Source organism: Micromonospora sp. AP08 (assembly GCF_008085935.1).
Lineage (GTDB): Bacteria > Actinomycetota > Actinomycetes > Mycobacteriales > Micromonosporaceae > Micromonospora > Micromonospora chersina.
Genome location: NZ_VSEZ01000011.1, coordinates 119,352 through 137,670 on the forward strand (window position 1 = coordinate 119,352; position 18,319 = coordinate 137,670).

18 protein-coding genes are annotated in these 18,319 nt (G+C 75.1%); 5 read left to right on the forward strand and 13 right to left on the reverse strand.

The annotated features are described in order from the left end of the window. Window positions 1-13: 13 nt before the first annotated feature. The 5 genes from tsaE to FXF50_RS19720 all read right to left on the reverse strand — a co-directional run bounded on the left by tsaE (window position 14) and on the right by FXF50_RS19720 (window position 4,884). Entirely contained in the window at window positions 14-496 is a 483-nt protein-coding gene (gene tsaE / locus FXF50_RS19700) for a tRNA (adenosine(37)-N6)-threonylcarbamoyltransferase complex ATPase subunit type 1 TsaE (RefSeq protein ID WP_148429977.1), read from the reverse strand. A gap of 114 nt (window positions 497-610) precedes the next feature. Next, window positions 611-1,702, reverse strand: coding sequence for an alpha/beta fold hydrolase (locus tag FXF50_RS19705; RefSeq protein WP_148429980.1), 1,092 nt, complete (start codon window positions 1,700-1,702; stop codon window positions 611-613). A gap of 55 nt (window positions 1,703-1,757) precedes the next feature. Continuing rightward, the gene (gene alr / locus FXF50_RS19710) at window positions 1,758-2,876 is read right to left on the reverse strand and encodes an alanine racemase (protein WP_148429983.1); all 1,119 of its coding nucleotides are present in this window, start codon (window positions 2,874-2,876) and stop codon (window positions 1,758-1,760) included. 105 nt (window positions 2,877-2,981) lie between these two features. After that, a complete protein-coding gene (locus FXF50_RS19715; protein ID WP_148429986.1) occupies window positions 2,982-4,451 on the reverse strand; it encodes an NAD(P)H-hydrate dehydratase in 1,470 nt (489 codons plus the stop codon). Window positions 4,452-4,515: 64 nt separating this feature from the next. Further along, entirely contained in the window at window positions 4,516-4,884 is a 369-nt protein-coding gene (locus tag FXF50_RS19720) for a holo-ACP synthase (protein WP_148429988.1), read from the reverse strand. 159 nt (window positions 4,885-5,043) lie between these two features. Between FXF50_RS19720 and FXF50_RS19725 the strand changes: the two genes are divergently transcribed. Next, window positions 5,044-5,340: a type VII secretion target gene (locus FXF50_RS19725; protein ID WP_148429990.1), complete on the forward strand. Its 297-nt coding sequence runs from the start codon at window positions 5,044-5,046 to the stop codon at window positions 5,338-5,340. 567 nt (window positions 5,341-5,907) lie between these two features. Next, window positions 5,908-7,002, forward strand: coding sequence for an alpha/beta hydrolase (locus FXF50_RS19730; RefSeq protein WP_255510119.1), 1,095 nt, complete (start codon window positions 5,908-5,910; stop codon window positions 7,000-7,002). A gap of 137 nt (window positions 7,003-7,139) precedes the next feature. On the opposite strand, the gene glmS is transcribed toward FXF50_RS19730, so the two are convergent. Continuing rightward, entirely contained in the window at window positions 7,140-9,053 is a 1,914-nt protein-coding gene (glmS, locus tag FXF50_RS19735; protein ID WP_091318090.1) for a glutamine--fructose-6-phosphate transaminase (isomerizing), read from the reverse strand. A 592-nt stretch (window positions 9,054-9,645) separates the two neighbouring features. Here glmS and FXF50_RS30140 point away from each other — a divergent pair. The 3 genes from FXF50_RS30140 to FXF50_RS19750 all read left to right on the forward strand — a co-directional run bounded on the left by FXF50_RS30140 (window position 9,646) and on the right by FXF50_RS19750 (window position 12,729). Further along, a complete protein-coding gene (locus tag FXF50_RS30140) occupies window positions 9,646-10,371 on the forward strand; it encodes an MmpS family transport accessory protein (protein ID WP_305069337.1) in 726 nt (241 codons plus the stop codon). A 61-nt stretch (window positions 10,372-10,432) separates the two neighbouring features. After that, complete coding sequence (locus FXF50_RS19745) at window positions 10,433-11,620, forward strand: pyridoxal phosphate-dependent aminotransferase (RefSeq protein WP_148429994.1); 1,188 nt, start codon at window positions 10,433-10,435, stop codon at window positions 11,618-11,620. Beyond that, entirely contained in the window at window positions 11,617-12,729 is a 1,113-nt protein-coding gene (locus tag FXF50_RS19750) for a low specificity L-threonine aldolase (RefSeq protein ID WP_148429997.1), read from the forward strand. Before FXF50_RS19745 ends, FXF50_RS19750 begins: the two co-directional genes overlap by 4 nt. A gap of 80 nt (window positions 12,730-12,809) precedes the next feature. Here FXF50_RS19750 and glmM read toward each other — a convergent pair whose 3' ends face one another. The 7 genes from glmM to FXF50_RS19785 form a co-directional block, all read right to left on the reverse strand. Then, window positions 12,810-14,165 (reverse strand): phosphoglucosamine mutase, encoded by a 1,356-nt coding sequence (gene glmM, locus FXF50_RS19755; RefSeq protein ID WP_148429999.1) that lies wholly within the window; start codon window positions 14,163-14,165, stop codon window positions 12,810-12,812. Between the two features lie 119 nt (window positions 14,166-14,284). Next, on the reverse strand, window positions 14,285-14,749 hold the full coding sequence (gene rpsI / locus FXF50_RS19760) for a 30S ribosomal protein S9 (protein ID WP_030501567.1): 465 nt from the start codon (window positions 14,747-14,749) through the stop codon (window positions 14,285-14,287). A 20-nt stretch (window positions 14,750-14,769) separates the two neighbouring features. Continuing rightward, a complete protein-coding gene (rplM, locus tag FXF50_RS19765; protein ID WP_091262713.1) occupies window positions 14,770-15,213 on the reverse strand; it encodes a 50S ribosomal protein L13 in 444 nt (147 codons plus the stop codon). Between the two features lie 191 nt (window positions 15,214-15,404). Beyond that, the gene (locus tag FXF50_RS19770; RefSeq protein ID WP_148430001.1) at window positions 15,405-16,775 is read right to left on the reverse strand and encodes an MFS transporter; all 1,371 of its coding nucleotides are present in this window, start codon (window positions 16,773-16,775) and stop codon (window positions 15,405-15,407) included. A gap of 123 nt (window positions 16,776-16,898) precedes the next feature. Further along, window positions 16,899-17,192 carry a type II toxin-antitoxin system PemK/MazF family toxin gene (locus tag FXF50_RS19775; protein ID WP_091318061.1) on the reverse strand — a complete coding sequence of 98 codons (294 nt, stop codon included), beginning with the start codon at window positions 17,190-17,192 and terminating at the stop codon, window positions 16,899-16,901. Continuing rightward, window positions 17,182-17,442 (reverse strand): DUF6364 family protein, encoded by a 261-nt coding sequence (locus FXF50_RS19780; protein WP_148430004.1) that lies wholly within the window; start codon window positions 17,440-17,442, stop codon window positions 17,182-17,184. The genes FXF50_RS19775 and FXF50_RS19780 overlap by 11 nt, the downstream gene beginning before the upstream one ends. 78 nt (window positions 17,443-17,520) lie before the next feature. Then, window positions 17,521-18,216, reverse strand: coding sequence for a class I SAM-dependent methyltransferase (locus FXF50_RS19785; RefSeq protein WP_148430006.1), 696 nt, complete (start codon window positions 18,214-18,216; stop codon window positions 17,521-17,523). Between the last annotated feature and the right edge of the window lie 103 nt (window positions 18,217-18,319).

Genomic DNA, 18,319 nt, shown 5'->3' on the forward strand with positions numbered 1-18,319 from the left:
GGTACGACAGCGGTCAGTCCAGGGCGGCCAGCCGCCGCGCCCAGTCGCCGCCCACCGGCTCCAGGGTGACCACCCGGGTGTCGTCGTCCCGCCGGTCGATGCGGACCCGCAGGTGGGCGTCGACCAGCTGCTCGACCATCCCCTCGCCCCACTCGACCACGGTGACCGCCTCGTCCACCGAGGCGTCCAGGTCCAGGTCGTCGATCTCGGCGCGCGGGTCGGCCGACTCCCCCAGCCGGTACGCGTCGGCGTGCACCAGGGTCACCCGGCCGCCCCGGGCCGGATCCGGGCGATGCACGCGGGCGATCACGAAGGTCGGCGAGGTGATGTCGCCGCGCACCCCGAGACCGGAGCCGATCCCCTGGGTCAGCGCGGTCTTTCCGGCGCCCAGCGGGCCGCTGAGCAGCAGCAGGTCACCGGCGCGCAGCACCCCGGCCAGCCGGCGACCGAACCCGTGGGTGTCGTCGACCGTCTTCAACTCCAGCACGGTGGTCACAGCGGCACCTCGGCTCGCGACTGCGGGGCTCGCAACCCCGGCTCACTCCTCGCGCTCACAGCGGCACCTCGGCTCGCGACTGCGGGGCTCGCAACCCCGGCCCACTCCTCGCGCTCACAGCGATTCCAGGAACCTCTCCAGCGCCGCGTTCACCTCGTCGGCGTGCTCCAGCATCACCACGTGCCCGCTGTCGTGGATCTTCACGAACTCGGCGTGCGGCAGCCGCCGGACGATCTCCTCGGAGTGGGTCACCGGCGTGATCATGTCCTTGTCCCCCACGATCACCAGCACCGGCGTGCCGGCCAGCGCGGCCAGCGCCGGGAACCGGGAGTGGGTCGCCAGGGTGCGCAGGTAGCGGGTGACCGTGTCGGCCGAGGTGCGGGAGTTCATCGTCTCGACGTAGGACACCAGGGCCGGGCTGGGCTTCGGGGTGCCGAAGCCGTATTTGCGGGTGAGCAGCCAGGCCACGTTGGAGGTGGACTTGCGGGCCTTGTCGATCACCGTGCCGCCGTACCGGGTGGCGTTGCTCATCATGTAGATCACCGGCGCGCCGACCCGGCCGAGCAGCGCGGGCGCCACCAGCTTGGTCTCCGCGAGCAGCCCACCCGAGGTGGCCATCAGCACCGTGCCGACCACCCGGTCGCCGAACAGCTCCGGGTAGAGCTCGGCCAGCGCCATGATCGTCATGCCGCCCATCGAGTGACCGATCAGCACCAGCGGCCCCTCCGGCGCCACCTCGTCGATCACCCGGCGCAGGGTGTGGCCCAGCGCGGCCAGGTCGTAGTCACCGCCCTCCAGCTTCCCGGAGCGGCCGTGCCCGGGCTGGTCGTAGGCGACGATCCGGTAGTCGCCGCGCGCGGCGAGCATCTTGCGCTGGAAGTGGAAGGTGCCCATGTCCAGGCAGAAGCCGTGCACCAGCACCACGGTCGGGTGCCCGGCGACCGGCCGGGTCGGCTCGACCACCTCCACGTGGATGTCGGTGCCGCCCGGCATCTCCAGCAGGTACGCCTCGTCGTACCGCTGCTCGCCGAACACCTCGCCCGCGTGCGGATCGGTGGGGTCGGACTTGAGGCGGCGGACCAGGACCCGCTCGCTCACCACCCCCGCGGCGAGCCCGGCGGCGGCGACGCCGACCGCGGCGCCCACGACCCCGGCGACCCGACCCGCGGCGGTGCGCGGCCGGGGAATCCGGAACCGCTGACTCACCGTGCCGCCTCGGTTCGCGACTGCGGGGCTCGCAACCCCGGCTCACTCCTCGCGCTCACGGCCGCTCGCCGTCGTAGACGCGCGGCACCCGGACGCCGCCGAACCGGGTCACGATCTCGTAGTTGATGGTGCCGACCGCCTCGGCCCAGTCGTCGGCCGTGGGCTCGCCGTCCGCGCCGCTGCCGAAGAGGACGGCCACGTCACCGGCGGCCACCTCGTCCTCGCCGCAGTCGACCACGAACTGGTCCATGCAGACCCGCCCGGAGATGGTCCGCCGCTTGCCGGCGAGCTGCACCGGGCCGGTGTTCGAGGCGTGCCGCGGCACCCCGTCGGCGTAGCCGAGCGGGACGACCGCCAGGTTCGCCTCCTGCTTCGTGAGGTAGGCGTGGCCGTAGGAGACGCCGGTGCCGGCCGGGACCCGCTTGGTGAGCATCACGCGGGCCCGGGCGGTCATCGCCGGGCGCAGGCCGAACTGCTCGCCCTCGATCGGGGAGAGGCCGTAGACCGCCAGGCCGGGGCGGACCAGGTCGAAGTGGGTGTCCGGGCGGGTCAGGGTGGCCGCCGAGTTGGCCAGGTGCCGGTAGCGGGGGCGCAGCCCGGCCCGCTCCACCATCTCCAGCCCCTCGTGGAACACCGCCAACTGGCGGTCGGTGGTGGGGTGGCCGGGCGAGTCCGCGTACACGAAGTGGCTCCACACGCCGACCACCTCGACCAGGCCGTCGGCCTGGGCCTTCGCGGCGGCCTCCAGCAGCGCCGGCCAGTCGGCGACGGTGGCCCCGCCGCGCGACAGCCCGGTGTCGATCTTGAGATGCAGCCGGGCCGGGCGGTCCGCCAGCCGGCCCGCCTCGATCATCTCGTCGAGCTGGGCGAGGCTGGCGCAGCCCAGGTCGACACCGACCGCGACACCGTCGTGCAGCGGCAGCCCCGGGTCGAGCAGCCAGGCCAGCACGGGCGCGGTGACCCCCTCCTGGCGCAGCAGGAGCGCCTCGTCCAGGGTGCAGACGCCGAGCCAGTCGGCTCCCGCGTCGAGCGCCGCGTTGGCCGCCGGCACCATGCCGTGGCCGTAGCCGTCGCCCTTGACCACCGCCATCAGCTCGGCGCTGGTGCCCGACTTGAGCCGGGCCACGTTCTCCCGGATCGCGTCCAGGTCGACGCGCACCTCCGACTGCCACATGCCTTCAGCCTACTTCCGTCCGTGATCACCGTGGCCCTGAGCCGCGCGGCCGGCCGCCCGCCCGCCGGCGGTGGCCGCCGCGCGCAGCCCCGGCAACCTGCGCGTTCAGCACAGCCGGGCGAGGACCGGGCGCAGCGCGGTCGCCACGTCGGGCGCGGTCACCGGACCGCCGCGCGCCGCCTCGCGGCCGGCCAGCCCGTGCAGGTACGCCGCCGTGGCCGCCGCCCGCTCCGGCGCGAGCCCGGCGGCGAGCAGCGAGCCGAGCAGCCCGGCCAGGACGTCGCCGGTGCCCCCGGTGGCCAGCACCGGCGTGCCGGTCGGGTTGACGTAGGCCCGGCCGTCCGGGGTGCCGACGATCGTGCGGTCGCCCTTGAGCAGCACCACCGCGTTCATCCAGGCGGCCAGCCGCAGCGCCGCCCCGACCCGGTCCGCCCCCGGGGACTCGCCGCAGAGCCGGGCGTACTCGCGGTCGTGCGGGGTCACCACGGTCGGCGCGTCCCGCCCGCGCAGCCGGTCCGCCAGCTTGCCGTCGACCAGCAGGGTGAGCGCGTCGGCGTCGAGCACCACCGGCACCGGCGCGGCGAGCACCGCACGCAGCTCGGCGGCGGACTCCTCGCCGGTGCCCAGCCCGGAGCCGCAGATCCACGCCTGCACCCGGCCGGCGTCGGCGACCCGGTCGTAAGCGATCACCGACGGGTGCTGGTGCAGCACCTCCGCGCGGGCGCCGCCCGCGTAGCGGACCATGCCGGTGGGGCCGGCCAACGCGCCGCTCACCGAGAGCACCGCCGCGCCCGGGTAGGTGGCCGAGCCGGTCGCCACGCCGACCACGCCCCGGCTGTACTTCTCCGAGGACGGGCCGAGCCGGGGCCACCAGTCGACCACGTCGGACCACTCGGTGACGCGCAGGGCCGGGGTGCCGCGCAGCCAGGGCGCCAGCCCGATGTCGACCAGCTCGACGTGCCCGGCGAGCGGCGCGGCCGGGCCGACCACCAGGGCCGGCTTCAGCGCGCCGAAGGCGACCGTCACGTCGGCGCGGACGGCGCAGGGCCGGCCGGAGGCGGTGAGCGGCACGTGCCCGGTGTCCACGGCGACGCCGCTCGGCACGTCCACCGCGACCACCGTGGCCCTCGCCCCGTCCCGCCCGCTGCGTTCGGCCAGGCTCGCGGCGAGCTGGTCGGCGGTCTCCCGGAGCCCGCCGGTGCCGCCGATCCCGACGATGCCGTCGAGCACCAGGTCGACCACGGCCGGCGGCCGGTCGACCACGTGCCCGCCGGCCGCCCGCAACGCGGCCAGCCCGTCGGCGTGCGCCCGGCCCGGCGTGAGCAGGAGGGCGTCGACCGCCGCGCCCCGCCGGGCCAGGTGCGCGCCCGCGTAGAGGGTGTCGCCGCCGTTGTCGCCGGAGCCGATCAGCAGCAGCACCCGGGCGCCGTAGACGCCGCCCCGCTCGCCGAGCAGGAGCGCGCAGCGGCGGGCCAGCCCCGCGGCGGCCCGCTGCATCAGCGCCCCGGGCGGCAGGGTGGCCATGAGGCCCGCCTCCGCCGCGCGTATGTCCGCGACCCGCCACACCGGTCTCATGCCACTCCGTCCCGTCCGTTCGTCCCGTTCGTCCCGGACCGGCCGACCGGCCCGCCGGGTCGGCTCACCGTTCCGCGACCACCATGGCCGACGCGATCCCGCCGTCGTGCGACAACGACAGGTGCCAGCGGTTGATCCCGCGCTCGGCCGCCGCGGCGGCCACCGTGCCGGAGACGGTCAGCCAGGGGCGGCCCTCCGGGTCGGGCACGACCTCGCAGTCGTGCCAGTTCAGCCCGGCCGGCGCGCCGAGCGCCTTGGCCACCGCCTCCTTGGCCGCGAACCGGGCGGCCATCGACTCCGGCGAGCGCGGGTTGCCGCCGCGGGTGTAGCGCTCGGCCTCGGTGAAGAGGCGGTCGGCGAGCAGCGGCGTGCGCGCCAGGGACCGGGCGAACCGGTCCACCAGCACCACGTCGATGCCGACAGCCACGATCACGGACCTCACCCTACCGGCGGTCGGGGCCGGGGATCGGCGGTGGAGAACGCCTGTGGAAAACCCGGAATCCGGCGTGCCGCGGGTTGTCCACAGGGCCGGTGCGGGCGGTACGTCGAGCCCTAGCGTCCCGGGTGTCCGTCGGGGTGCAGGGAGGTCGCCGTGGCCGAGGAACCGTTCAGCGTCGAGCCCGAGCTGTTGCGTGGGGTGGCCCGGGAGCTGGCCGACGACGCGCACCGGCTGGCTCGCGGGCCGGCCGCCGAGCCGGGGCTGGTGGTGCCGGCCGACGGCTGGCGGGCCGGGGTGGCGCTGGCCGATCTGGAGGCGGGGGTGCAGCGCTGGTGCGGGTCGCTGGCCGCCCGGGTGGCGGCCACCGCGGAGGCGGTCCGGGCCGCCGCCGACGGCTACGAGGCGGTCGACGAACGAGCCGCCCGCCGTCTCGCCGGGATCCCCCGGTGAGCGGGTACGCGGTGGTTCGCGCGCCCGGGCGGGTGCCGGCCGGGCGGGCGGAGCGGGCGGTGGAGGTCGTCCCGGTGGGCTATGCGCAGCTCTGGCGGGCCGATCCAGGTGCCTGGGCCGCCGCCGGGGCGGCCTGGCGGGGGCTGACCGGGCCGGTGCGGCACCGGGCCGACGGGCTGACCGCCCGGATCGGCGCGCTGCGTCCCGGCTGGTCCGGCACGGCCTCGACCACCGCGCGGGGGCGGATCGGCGAGCTGCGCGCCGACCTGACCGACCTGCTGCCCGCGCTGATCGAGGCCGACCAGGTGCTCGCCGAGTTCGCCGCCCGGGTGGGCGCGGCCAAGGCCCGGCTCGGCGCCGCCGTGGCGCAGGCCGACGCGGGCGGCCTGCTGGTGGACCGGGCCGGGGCGGTCCGGCCCGATCCGACCCGCCCCCGACCGGCCGCCCTGGTCGGCCCGGCGGTGGCACAGGCGGGCGCCGAGATCCACGGCGCGCTGGCGCTGGCCGGCGCGGCGGACCGGGAGGCGGCCGGCCGGCAAGCTCGCGACGGCGGCGGCGACCGGGTGGGTGAGCGTCCCGCCGGCCTGGCGACCCGCGCCCGGAGCCGGGCCGGCCGAGGTGAGCCGCTGGTGGGCCGGCCTCACCCCGGCCGAGCGCCGCTGGCTGGTCGGCCACGAACCGGACCGGGTCGGCCGCCTCGACGGGGTGCCGGTGGCGGCCCGCGACCAGGCCAACCGGCTGCTGCTGACCCGGCGCCGGGCCGAGCTGCTGGAGCGGCGCGCCGGGCTGCTGCGCCCGCTGCCGGCCGGTCCGCTCGAAATGGCCCGGCTGGCCCGGGTCGCCGGGGTGGAGGCGGCGCTGCGCGGCCTCGACGGGCTGGGCGAGCGGCTGGCCGCCCCGGGGGCGCCGCGGGCGTACCTGCTGGGATTGGATCCGGCCGGGGACGGGCGGGCGGTGGTGGCGCTCGGCAACCCGGACCGGGCCGGCGCGGTGCTGACCTACGTGCCGGGGATGACCGCGGACCTCGCCGACGCCCCGGCCGAGCTGGGCCGCGCCGCCCGGGTGCTGGACCGCTGCGCGGCGCTCGGGCCGGGCACGGAGGCGGCGGCCGTGCTCTGGCTGGACTACGACGCACCGGACTTCCTGCCCGAGGCGGCGCGCGGCCGCCAGGCCGAGGACGCGGGTCCGGCCCTGCACCGGTTCCAGGAGGGGCTGCGCGCCTCGCACGAGGGGCCGCCGGCCCGGCAGACCGTGCTCGGGCACAGCTACGGCTCGCTGGTGGTCGGCACGGCGGCCCGCGACCACGGGCTGGGCGCCGACGCGCTGGTCTTCGTCGGCTCCCCCGGCGTGGGCGTCGACCACGCGGCCGAGCTGCGGGTGCCGCCCGGCCAGGTCTGGGCCGCCACCGCGCCGGACGACGTGATCCGGCTGGCCCGGCCGCCCGAGGAGCTGGCCCGCCGGGCCCTGCTGGCCGGCACCCCGCTCGGCCGGGCCGCGGCGCTGCTCGACCCGCACGACGACCGGCTCTGGTTCGGCACCGACCCGAGCACCCCGGGCTTCGGCGGCCGGCGCTTCCCCAGCGGCCGCCACGGGCACGCCGGCTACTGGGATCCCGGCAACCCCGCTCTCGACGGGATGGCCCGGATCGTGCTGGGCCGATGACCGCCACGCCGCCGGCCCTGCGAGCCGGCGCCGCCGACCGCCGCGATCACCTCGATCGCCCGCGTCGACGCCGCCCACGGTGGCCGGACACGACGCGGCCCCTCCGCCGTGGGACGGAGGGGCCGCGACCGGGTCGACTACTCGACGGTGACCGACTTGGCCAGGTTCCGGGGCTGGTCGACGTCGTGCCCGCGGGCGGCGGCGATCTCGGCGGCGAGCACCTGGAGCGGCACCGTGGTCACCAGCGGCGCCAGCAGCGTGGGCGTGCGCGGCACGTAGATCAGGTGGTCGGCGTAGCGGACCACCGCCTCGTCGCCCTCCTCCGCGATCACGATGGTGCGGGCGCCGCGGGCGCGCACCTCCTGGATGTTGGAGACGACCTTGTCGTGCAGCATGCCCCGGCCCACCGGCGACGGCACGATGCAGATGACCGGCGTGCCCTTGTCGATCAGCGAGATCGGGCCGTGCTTCAGCTCGCCGGCCGCGAAGCCCTCGGCGTGCATGTACGCCAGCTCCTTGAGCTTCAGCGCGCCTTCGAGGGCCACCGGGTAGCCCACGTGCCGCCCGATGAACAGCACCGTCGGCTCGGACTTCAGCTCACGGCCCAGCTCGCGGACCGGCTCGATCCGGTCCAGCAGCTCGCGCAGCTTGGCGGGCATCTCCTGGAGCTGGGCCACGACGGCGCCGACCTCGTCGGCGAACTTGATCCCGCGCACCTGGGCGAGGTGCAGCCCGATCAGGTAACACGCGACGACCTGGGTGAGGAACGCCTTGGTGGACGCGACCGCGATCTCCGGGCCGCCGTGCGTGTACAGCACCGCGTCGGACTCGCGCGGGATGGTGGAGCCGTTGGTGTTGCAGATGGCCAGCACGCGGGCCTTCTGATCCTTGGCGTGGCGCAGCGCCATCAGCGTGTCCATGGTCTCGCCGGACTGCGAGATCACCACGATCAGCGTGGACCGGTCCAGCACCGGGTCGCGGTAGCGGAACTCGCTGGCCAGCTCCACCTCACAGGGGATCCGGGTCCAGTGCTCGATGGCGTACTTGGCGACCAGGCCGGCGTGGTAGGAGGTGCCGCAGGCCACGATGAAGATCTTGTCGACGTCGCGCAGGTCCTGCTCGCTGAGGCGGACCTCGTCGAGCGCGATCTCGCCGCTCTCGGTGAGCCGGCCGAGCAGCGTGTCGGCGATGGCCTGCGGCTGCTCCTCGATCTCCTTGAGCATGAACCAGTCGTAGCCACCCTTCTCGGCGGCCGACGAGTCCCAGTCGATGTGGAAGTCCTTGCCGGTCGCGGGCTGGCCGGCGAAGTCGGTGATCTCGATGCTCTCCGGCGTGATCAGGACGATCTGGTCCTGGCCCAGCTCGACCGCGTCGCGGGTGTGCTCGATGAACGCGGCCACGTCGCTGGCCAGGTAGTTCTCGCCGTCACCGCGGCCGACCACGAGGGGCGAGTTGCGCCGGGCGCCGACCACCGCGCCGGGGATGCCGGCGTCGACGGCGAGCAGCGTGAAGGCGCCCTCCAGCCGCTGGCAGACCAGCCGCATGGCGGAGGCGAGCAGCTGCGGGCTGTCGACCTCACCGGCCGAGCGCAGGTCGGCCAGGGAGCGGGCGAGCAGGTGCGCGGCGCACTCGGTGTCGGTGTCGCTGGCGAACTCGACGCCGTCGGCCTCCAGCTCGGCGCGGAGCTTCGCGAAGTTCTCGATGATGCCGTTGTGGATCACGGCGACCCGGCCGTCCGGGGAGAGGTGCGGGTGGGCGTTGCGGTCGGTCGGGCCGCCGTGGGTGGCCCACCGGGTGTGGCCGATGCTGGTGGTGCCGTCGCCGATGCCGATCGGGCTGGCCGCGCAGGACTCCGGGTCGGTGGCGGCCCGCTCGGCCAGCACCTTCTCCAGGTTGGCCAGCTTGCCCGCCTTCTTCTCGATCAGCAGCTCGTCGTCGCAGACGACGGCGACGCCCGCCGAGTCGTAGCCGCGGTACTCCAGCCGCCGCAGTCCGTCCAGCACGATGCCGAGCGCCGGGCGCGCACCGGCGTAACCCACGATTCCACACATGGTCCGCAGCCTAACTCAGTTTCGCTCATCGCGCGTGCTCGGAAGTCCGGTAAACGATCACTGAATTTGAGCGAACCGGTGAGCGGATGACGAGGATCGGACAAACCACCCAGGCAGTCCGGCGGACCGGAAGCACCGCCCGGACCGACCGCCGGCCCGTCCGGGGAGACCCGCCCCGGCGCCCCCGCGCGGGTACGTGCGGCTGGTCGTCGGGCCGTACATTGAGGGCCCCGGTCGGGGCGACCCCCGGCCCCACCCCTCCCGCGGTCGTCCGCGCCGTCCCCTGCGAGCTGAGCCGATGTCCGAGACGACCCCCATCCCCGAGCCGGGGCACAGCACCGGCCCGAGCGACCCGACCGCCCCGCCGGCCGCCCCGGAACCCACGACCTGGACGCCGCCGGATCCGCTCACCGCCCCGCAGCCCTGGGCGCCGCCCACCCCCTGGGCGCCGGCTCCGTGGACCCCGAGCCCGTGGGACCCGCCCGCGTCCGCCGCGCCCGGCGGAACCCCCAACCCATGGGGGCAACCAGGACCGGCCGCGCCCGGCGGGGCTCCCCACCCATGGGGTCCGCCGGGATCGGCGGCGCCGGGCGTGCCCGAAACGGCTCCGCCGCCCGGCACCGGCGCGGATCCGACGGCAGTCCCGGGGGCGGCCGGCTGGCCGGCGCCCTACGACCCGAACGCCCCGGGCGGCACGCCGCGCCCGGCCGTCCCGCCGCCGGGCCCGGCCGGTGCCCCGCCCGCGCCGCCCTGGCCCGGTGGCGCCCCGGGTCCGGGGTGGCCGCCGGTCGGCTACCCGCCGCCGTACGCGTACCCCACGGGGGCGCCGCCCCGGTCGGGCAGCGGGTGGGTCGTGCCCGTCGTGGTGACCGTGGTCATCGCCCTGGTGCTCGCCTTCTGCGGCTGCGTCGGCCTGGGCGTGCTGGGCAGCTTCGTCGACGACTCGACCACCTCGGGTCAGCCGTACGACCCCGAGTTCGACGAGCCGGACGGCGGCCTCGCCGGGGAACCCACGGACCCCGCGCCGCCGGTCCCCGCCACCACCCCGTCCGGCGGGCCCGGCCGGTTCACGGTCCGGTACGAGGTGAGCGGCACCGGCCCCGTCGACATCCAGTTCTACGATGCCAACGCCGACTTCCTCCAGATCGACGGGGTGCCGCCGCCGTGGCGGCTGGCGTTCACCGCGAACGACCGGGAACGGGTGCAGATCATCGCGTCGCCCACCGGCTCGGGCGAGGCGAGCTGCCGGATCACCGTCAACGGGAAGGTCGTCTCGCAGGACTCGGGCGAGTGGGGGGCGACCTGCTTCGGCTGGTGACGCCGGCGGCGGGGAACGCGGTGGTCTTGCGGCGTCGGCGCCGGGCCGTAGGCTGGCCGGCGTGACGACGACCGATCCGCTGGTGGCCCGGATGCGGCCGTTCGGCACCACCATCTTCGCCGAGATGTCGGCGCTGGCCGTGCGCACCGGCGCGGTCAACCTCGGGCAGGGCTTCCCCGACACCGACGGGCCGCCGGAGATGCTCGCCGCGGCCGCCGAGGCGCTGCGCTCCGGCCACAACCAGTACCCGCCGGGTCCGGGCATCCCGGCGCTGCGCGCAGCCGTCGCTGCCCACCAGCGCCGGTTCTGGGACCTGGAGTACGACCCGGACGGCGAGATCGTGGTGACCGCGGGCGCCACCGAGGCGATCGCGGCGAGCATCCTCGCCCTCTGCGAGCCGGGCGACGAGGTGGTGTGCTTCGAGCCGTACTACGACTCGTACGCGGCCTCGATCGCTCTGGCCGGCGCGGTCCGCCGCCCGGTGACGCTGCGTCCCGGCGCCGACGGCCGCTACGCCTTCGACCCGGCGGAGCTGCGGGCGGCGTTCGGGCCGCGCACGCGGCTGGTGCTGCTGAACACCCCGCACAACCCGACCGGCAAGGTCTTCACCGCCGACGAGCTGGCCCTGGTGGCCGAGCTGTGCCAGGAGCACGGCGCGTACGCGGTCACCGACGAGGTCTACGAGCACCTGGTCTTCACCGACGCCGCCGCCCCGCACCTGCCGCTGGCGACGCTGCCCGGCATGCGGGAGCGGACCCTGCGCATCTCCTCGGCCGGCAAGACGTTCTCCTGCACCGGTTGGAAGGTCGGCTGGGTGAGCGGCCCGGCGCCGCTGGTCGCCGCGGTGCTGCGGGTGAAGCAGTTCCTCACCTTCGTCAACGCCGGCCCGCTGCAACCGGCCGTGGCCGTGGCGCTCGGCCTGCCGGACGCCTACTTCGCCGATTTCCGGGACGGCCTCCAGCAGCGGCGGGACCAGCTCGTCGCCGGCCTCACCGACGCCGGGTTCGGCGTCCTCGCGCCGGAGGGGACGTACTTCGTCACCGCCGACGTCACGCCGCTCGGCGGGCGGGACGGGGTGGAGTTCTGCCGGTCGCTGCCGGAGCGCTGCGGCGTGGTGGCGGTGCCGACCCAGGTCTTCTACGACGACGCGGAGGCGGGCCGGCGGCTGGTCCGGTTCGCGTTCTGCAAGCGGCCCGAGGTGCTGACCGAGGCGGTCAGCCGGCTGCGCCGGCTCAGGGAGGACGGATGACCGACGCGTACGCCGACCGGATGCGCCGGCTCGCCGCCCAGCGCGACTGCGACACGGTGCTCTCCGGCGTCCGGCCGGCCTCGGTGCGGGAGCAGCTCACGGCGCTCGGCGGAGCCGTGCCGGAGGACCTGCTGCCCGACTTCTACGGCGAGGGCGGGGCGGTGGAGGAGCTGGAGCGCCGGGTCGCCGAGCTGCTCGGCACGGAGGCGGCCGCCTTCTTCCCCACCGGCACGATGGCCCAGCAGGTGGCGATGCGCCACGGCGCAGAGCTGACCGGCCGGGACGCGGTCGGCCTGCACCCGCTGAGCCACCCGCTGCTGCACGAGCGCGACGCGTACGCGGTGCTCGGCGGGCTGCGGGCGGTGCGGACCACGGAGGCGCCGCGCAATCCGACGGCCGAGGAGGTGGCCGCGCTCGACGAGCCGATCGGCACGCTGTTCCTGGAGCTGCCGTTGCGGGACGCCGGCTTCGTCCTGCCGACCTGGGACGAGCTGGTCGCGGTGGTGGGCGCCGCCCGGGAGCGGGGCGCCCGCGTGCACCTGGACGGGGCCCGGCTCTGGGAGTCCACCGTCCACCTGGGGCGCTCGGCGGCCGAGATCGCGGCCCTGGCCGACAGCACGTACGTCTCGTTCTACAAGTCCCTCGGCGGCCACTCCGGGGCGGCCCTGGCCGGCGACGCGGAGCTGGTCCGGTACGCCCGCGCCTGGCGGCACCGCTACGGGGGCACCCTGTTCCAGCAGTGGCCGGCGGCCCTCGCCGCGCTGGCCGGCCTGGAGCGTGAGCTGCCCCGGCTGGCCGGCTACGTGGCGCACGCGAAGCGGGTGGCGGAGGCGCTGGCCGGCGTGCCCGGCGCGCGGGTCCACCCGGCGCCGCCGCACACCCACCAGTTCCGCCTGTGGCTGCCGTACCCAGCGGAGGATCTGAACGAGGCCAACCTCGCCCTCGCCGAGGAGGAGAAGGCGTGGTTCGCGGGCGGCTGGCGGGACACCGAGGTGCCGGGCCTGGCGCTGACCGAGGTGACGGTGGCCGGCCCCGCGCTGGAGCTGGACGCCGACCAGATCCTCGACCTGGCCGACCGCTTCCTCCGCCGCCTCTCCGAAGCGAGTTGACCAAGAAGTTCGTGGCCCCGGAGGGCCGGGACCAGACGCAAACTTCTTGATCGACTGCGGGATGGGACGGGGGAAGGCCGTCAGGCCGCCGGGCTGGCGTTGCGGACCTGGTCCGCGATGCGCTCGGCCACTGATCGGGCGGTCGCCTCGGTGGCGGCCTCGACCATGACGCGGACCAGCGGCTCGGTGCCCGACGGGCGGAGCAGCACCCGGCCGGTCTCGCCCAGCTCGGCCTCGGCCCGCTCCACTTCGGCGCGGACGGCCGGCGCGGCGGCGCCGACGGTGCGGTCGCTCACCGGCACGTTGATCAGCACCTGGGGCAGCTTGGTCACCACCGACGCCAGCTCGGCCAACGACTTACCGGTCTGCGCCATCCGGGCCATGAGGTGCAGCCCGGTGAGCACACCGTCGCCCGTGGTGGCGTAAGCGGGCATCACGATGTGCCCGCTCTGCTCGCCGCCGAGCGCCAGGCCGGAGGCGCGCAGCTCCTCCAGCACGTACCGGTCGCCGACCTTGGTCTCGACGAGCCGGATGCCCTGCGCGGACATGGCCAGCCGCAGGCCGAGGTTGCTCATCACGGTGGCGACCAGGGTGTCCTGGGTCAGTTCGCCGGCCTCCCGCATGGCCAGGGCGAGGATTGCCATGACCTGGTCGCCGTCGACCTCCTCGCCGTCGGCGGTGACCGCGACGCAGCGGTCGGCGTCGCCGTCGTGGGCGATGCCGAGGTGCGCGCCGTGCTCGACCACGGCGGCGCGTAGCGCGTCGATGTGGTTGGAGCCGCAGTCGTCGTTGATGTTCAGGCCGTCCGGCTCGGCGCAGATGGCGATCACCTCGGCGCCGGCCTCCCGGTACGCCACCGGGGCGACGTCGGCGGCCGCGCCGTTGGCGCAGTCGACCACGACCTTGATGCCGTCCAGCCGGTGCGGCACGGTGCCGACCAGGTGCTGCACGTAGTGGTCGGCGCCGTCGAGCAGGTCGTGCACCCGACCGACCCCGGCGCCGATGGGGCGCTCCCAGGCGGTGGTGGCGTTCGCCTCGACGGCGGCCTCGATCCGCATCTCGATCTCGTCGGGCAGCTTGTGCCCGCCGGCGGCGAAGAGCTTGATGCCGTTGTCCGGCATCGGGTTGTGCGAGGCGGAGAGCATGACGCCCAGGTCGGCCTTGGCCTCGGCGGTGAGGAACGCCACCGCGGGGGTGGGCAGCACGCCGACCCGGACCACGTTGGCGCCCGCGCTGGTGAGCCCGGCGACCACGGCGGCCTCCAGCATCTCGCCGCTGGCCCGGGTGTCCCGGCCGACCACGGCGAGCGGCGGATGGCTCTTGTCGGTCTCGGCCAGCGTGTGGGCGGCGGCCACCGCCACCGCGAGCGCCAACTCCGGGGTGAGATCCGCGTTCGCCCGCCCGCGTACGCCGTCCGTGCCGAACAACCGGCCCATACCCGCCAACCTCCGATGGACTGCCGTTGAGAGGAGAAAAGCGGAACGGCCGGGCCACCTCCCCCGGCGAGGGGAGGCGGACCCGGCCGTCCGTCAGAAGTACACGGCGCTGGTGGTGATCAGCGCTTCGAGTACTGGGGAGCCTTACGGGCCTTCTTGAGGCCGTACTTCTTGCTCTCCTTGACCCGGGCGTCACGGGTCAGGAAGCCGGCCTTCTTCAGGGCCGGGCGGTCGTCGGGCTCGCTGACGATCAGCGCCCGGGCGATGGCGAGCCGCAGCGCGCCGGCCTGGCCGGTGGTGCCGCCGCCCCGCAGGTTGGCGATCACGTCGAAGGCCTCGGCCTTCTCGGCGGTGACCAGCGGGTCCTTGATGAGCTGCTGGTGCACCTTGCTCGGGAAGTAGGCCTCGAGGTCGCGGCCGTTGCAGGTGATCTTGCCGCTGCCCGGGACGATGCGGACCCGGACGATGGCCTCCTTGCGCCGACCCACGGTCTGGATCGGGCGGTCGCCACGAGGCGCGCGCGCGACGGGCGCCGGCGCCTCGGTGGCCTCGGGGGCGACCTCGGTGGCGGTGATGTCGGTCATGCTGCTTCCTTCGCCCGCGCTCACTGCGCGATCTGCTTGATCTCGAACGGCACCGGCTGCTGCGCGCCGTGCGGGTGCTCGGCACCGGCGTAGACCTTCAGCTTCTTGAGAATCTGGCGGCCCAGCTTGTTGTGCGGGAGCATGCCCTTCACGGCCAGCTCGATGGCCCGCTCGGGCCGCTTGGTCAGCAGCTCGTCGTAGCCGACCTGCTTCAGACCACCCGGGTAGCCGGAGTGGCGGTAAGCGATCTTGGTCTGGCGCTTGTTGCCGGTCAGCGCGACCTTGCCCGCGTTCACGATGACGACGAAGTCGCCCGTGTCGACGTGCGGCGCGAAAGTCGGCTTGTGCTTACCACGCAGCAGCGTGGCGGCGTGGGTCGCGAGGCGGCCCAGCACGACATCAGAGGCGTCGATGACGTGCCACTGACGCTCGATCTCACCCGGCTTCGGGCTGTACGTACGCACAGGTCTACCTTGTCTCGTCGTCGGTCTGGGGTCGCGCGCCGAGGTGACCAGGCGCGCACGAACGACCAAGCGTACCTGATGCGGCACGCCTAAGAATGTCGTACAACAGCAGGCAACGATACCCGGCCGCCCGGCGGCAGGTCAAAACGGGGTGCCACCCCGCGTGGCCTGCGCCTTTCCCATGGCGGAGGTCACACGCCGGCCAGCTTACGCGGCCCCGGCCGCAGGTACACCACCCAGGTCACCAGGAAGCAGAGCGCGTACCAGGCGATGAAGGCCAGGTAGGCGGCGTCGGCGGTGCCGGCGGTCAGGAACGACTGCCGGAACGCCACGTTCACCAGCACCCCGCCCGAGGCGCCGACCGCCCCGGCGATGCCGATCAACGCCCCGGAGAGCCGCCGGGCCCGCCGGTCGGCCGCCTCCCGGTCCCCGGTCAGCTCCGCCTCGGCGGCGGCCCGGGCCCGGAAGATCGCCGGGATCATCTTGTACGTCGACCCGTTGCCGACCCCGGAGAAGACGAAGAGCGCCAGGAACCCGGCCAGGTAGAGCGGGAAGGACCGGTCCCGGGCGGCGTAGAGCACCAGCCCCGCGCCGGCGGCCATGGCCACGAAGTTCCAGAAGGTGACCCGGGCCCCGCCGAGCCGGTCCGCGAGCTGCCCGCCGAACGGCCGGATCAGCGAGCCGATGAGCGGCCCGAGGAAGGTCAGCCAGGCGGCGTCGGCCGGGGTGGGGAACCGGTCGTGGAACTGGAGCTGGAGCACCTGGCCGAAGGCGAACCCGAAGCCGATGAACGAGCCGAAGGTGCCGATGTAGAGCAGGGACATCACCCAGGTGTGCGGGTCGCGGGCCGCCGCGCGCAGCGCGCCGGGCTCGTTGCGCGCACCCGGCACGTTGTCCAGCCAGCGCGCCGCGGCCAGCGCCGCGACCACGATCAGCGGCAGGTACACCGCGGGCACCAGCCGGGGGTACGCGGCGCCGGTGGTCGCCAGGACCGCCAGCCCGACGAGCTGCACGGCCGGCACGCCGAGGTTGCCGCCGCCGGCGTTGAGCCCGAGCGCCCGACCCTTGAGCCGGTCCGGGAAGAACAGGTTGATGTTCGCCATGGACGAGGCGAAGTTCCCGCCGCCCACGCCGGTCAGGCAGGCCAGCACCATGAGCGTGGCGTACGACACGCCGGGCTCGATCAGCACCGCCATGGGCACCGCGGGCACCAGGAGCAGCAGCGCGCTCACGATGGTCCAGTTCCGCCCGCCGAACCGGGCCACCGCCAGGGTGTACGGCAGCCGCAGCACCGCGCCCAGCGCGGCCGGCACGGCGGTGAGCAGGAACTTCCCGGCCGGGTCGATGCCGTACTCGGGGCCGAGGAAGAGCACCATCACCGACCAGAGGCTCCACACGGAGAAGCCGACGTGCTCGGCGAAGATCGAGACGTACAGGTTGCGGCGGGCGACCGGCGCGCCGGTCGTGGCCCAGAACTCCGGGTCCTCCGGGCGCCATTCGGTGATCCGTCCCGGGCGGCCGGCGGCGGCCGGGGCCAGGGTGGGGGAAGCGAGCGTGCTCACGGCGACTCCTCCTCGTCGGTGACGAGGGGGACGCTAGGAACGGGCGGTTTCCCGGTCGTGCCTGTCGCGCGTCGGTCCGGAAACGGAGATCGCACGGCCGCCGCCGGGCGGCCGTGAAGCTCCTCAGATCTCCTGGAGGATGCGCAGCGCGCGGGCGACCCGCTGCATGGTCTCGGTGTCGGCCACGTCCACGCACTCGGTGAACCACTTCTTCATGGGCGAGGAGAGCCGGTCGGGCATCACCACGTAGCCGCCCATCGGCACGGCCAGGGGCGAGTCGCGCAGCAGCGACTCCTCGACCACCTCGACCACGATCACGATCGGGACGGCCGTGGAGTTGTAGACGTCGGAGCTGATGACCAGGCCGAGCCGTTCCCGGGCGCCGGAGATGCGCCAGACCTCTCCCCTACGCAGCACTCGGGCGCCCGCCGCCGAACAGCGCGTCGTCGACCAGCGCGGCCTCCTGGGCGTCGGCCAGCGCGGCGGCCTCCAGGTCCAGGCCGGCACGGGCGACCGCCTCGGCGTGCGCGGTGAAGACCTCGCGCAGCGCCTTCTCCCGGGCGGCCCGGTCCATCCAGGCGGAGAGGGAGAGCCCCTCCCGCTTGGCGAACCGGCGCGCCTCCTCGATCGTCTCGTCGGAGAACGACAGTGTCACCTTGGCGGTCATGCCGGACAGATTACCCACCGGTATGACCGCCAGTCATCCCCGCTGGCACCCGTCGTCGAACCGGACACCCGGCCACGCTCAGGGACGCCGACCCCCGAACACCGCGAACCGCCACTCCTTGAAGAAGCAGTCCACGTCGACCAGGCCGGCCTCGGCGAGCCAGCGGCACTGGTCGGTCACGGGCGCCGGCCGGTCGTGCCGCATCCGCTCGCGGGCACCGGCGATCTCCGCGGCGTCCGAGCCCAGCTCGGTGATCCGGGCCGTCCAGACCTCGTCGTAGCGCCGGTCGAGGGCGGGGGTCGGGCCGGCCACCTGCTCGGCGTTGACGAGGACGCCGCCGGGCGCCAGCGCCTCGGCCGCCCGCCGGTAGAGCGCCCGCTTGCCGTCGTCGTCCAGGTGGTGGATGGCCAGCGCGGAGACCACCGCGTCGTAGCGGCCGGCGGGCAGCGGGGCGGCCAGGTCGGCGAGCACCGTGCGGTGCGGCACCCCGCGGGCGGCCAGGTGGCCGGTGGCCACCGCCAGCATGCCGGGTGCGGCGTCGACCAGGGTGAGCCGGACCCCGGGGACCGCCGCGGCCAGCAGCAGGGAGAGCAGGCCGGTGCCCGCGCCCAGGTCCAGCACCTCGGGGGTACGCCCCGACGCGAGCGCCGCCCGCAGCGGGGGCGCGGCCACCTCGACCGCCGTGCCGTAGAAGGCGTCGAAGCAGGGCACGAGCCGGCGCCGGGCCGCGTCGTAGCTTCCCGCCACCGCGTCGAACGCGTCCGCCACACTCATGCACGCCTCCCATGATGCGAGATTTTCGTCCCACATTCTAAGCCCTGCCGACCGGCCCGTCACTCCCGTGCGGTGTGAGGTGCTCTTGACAGGGCCGAAACAG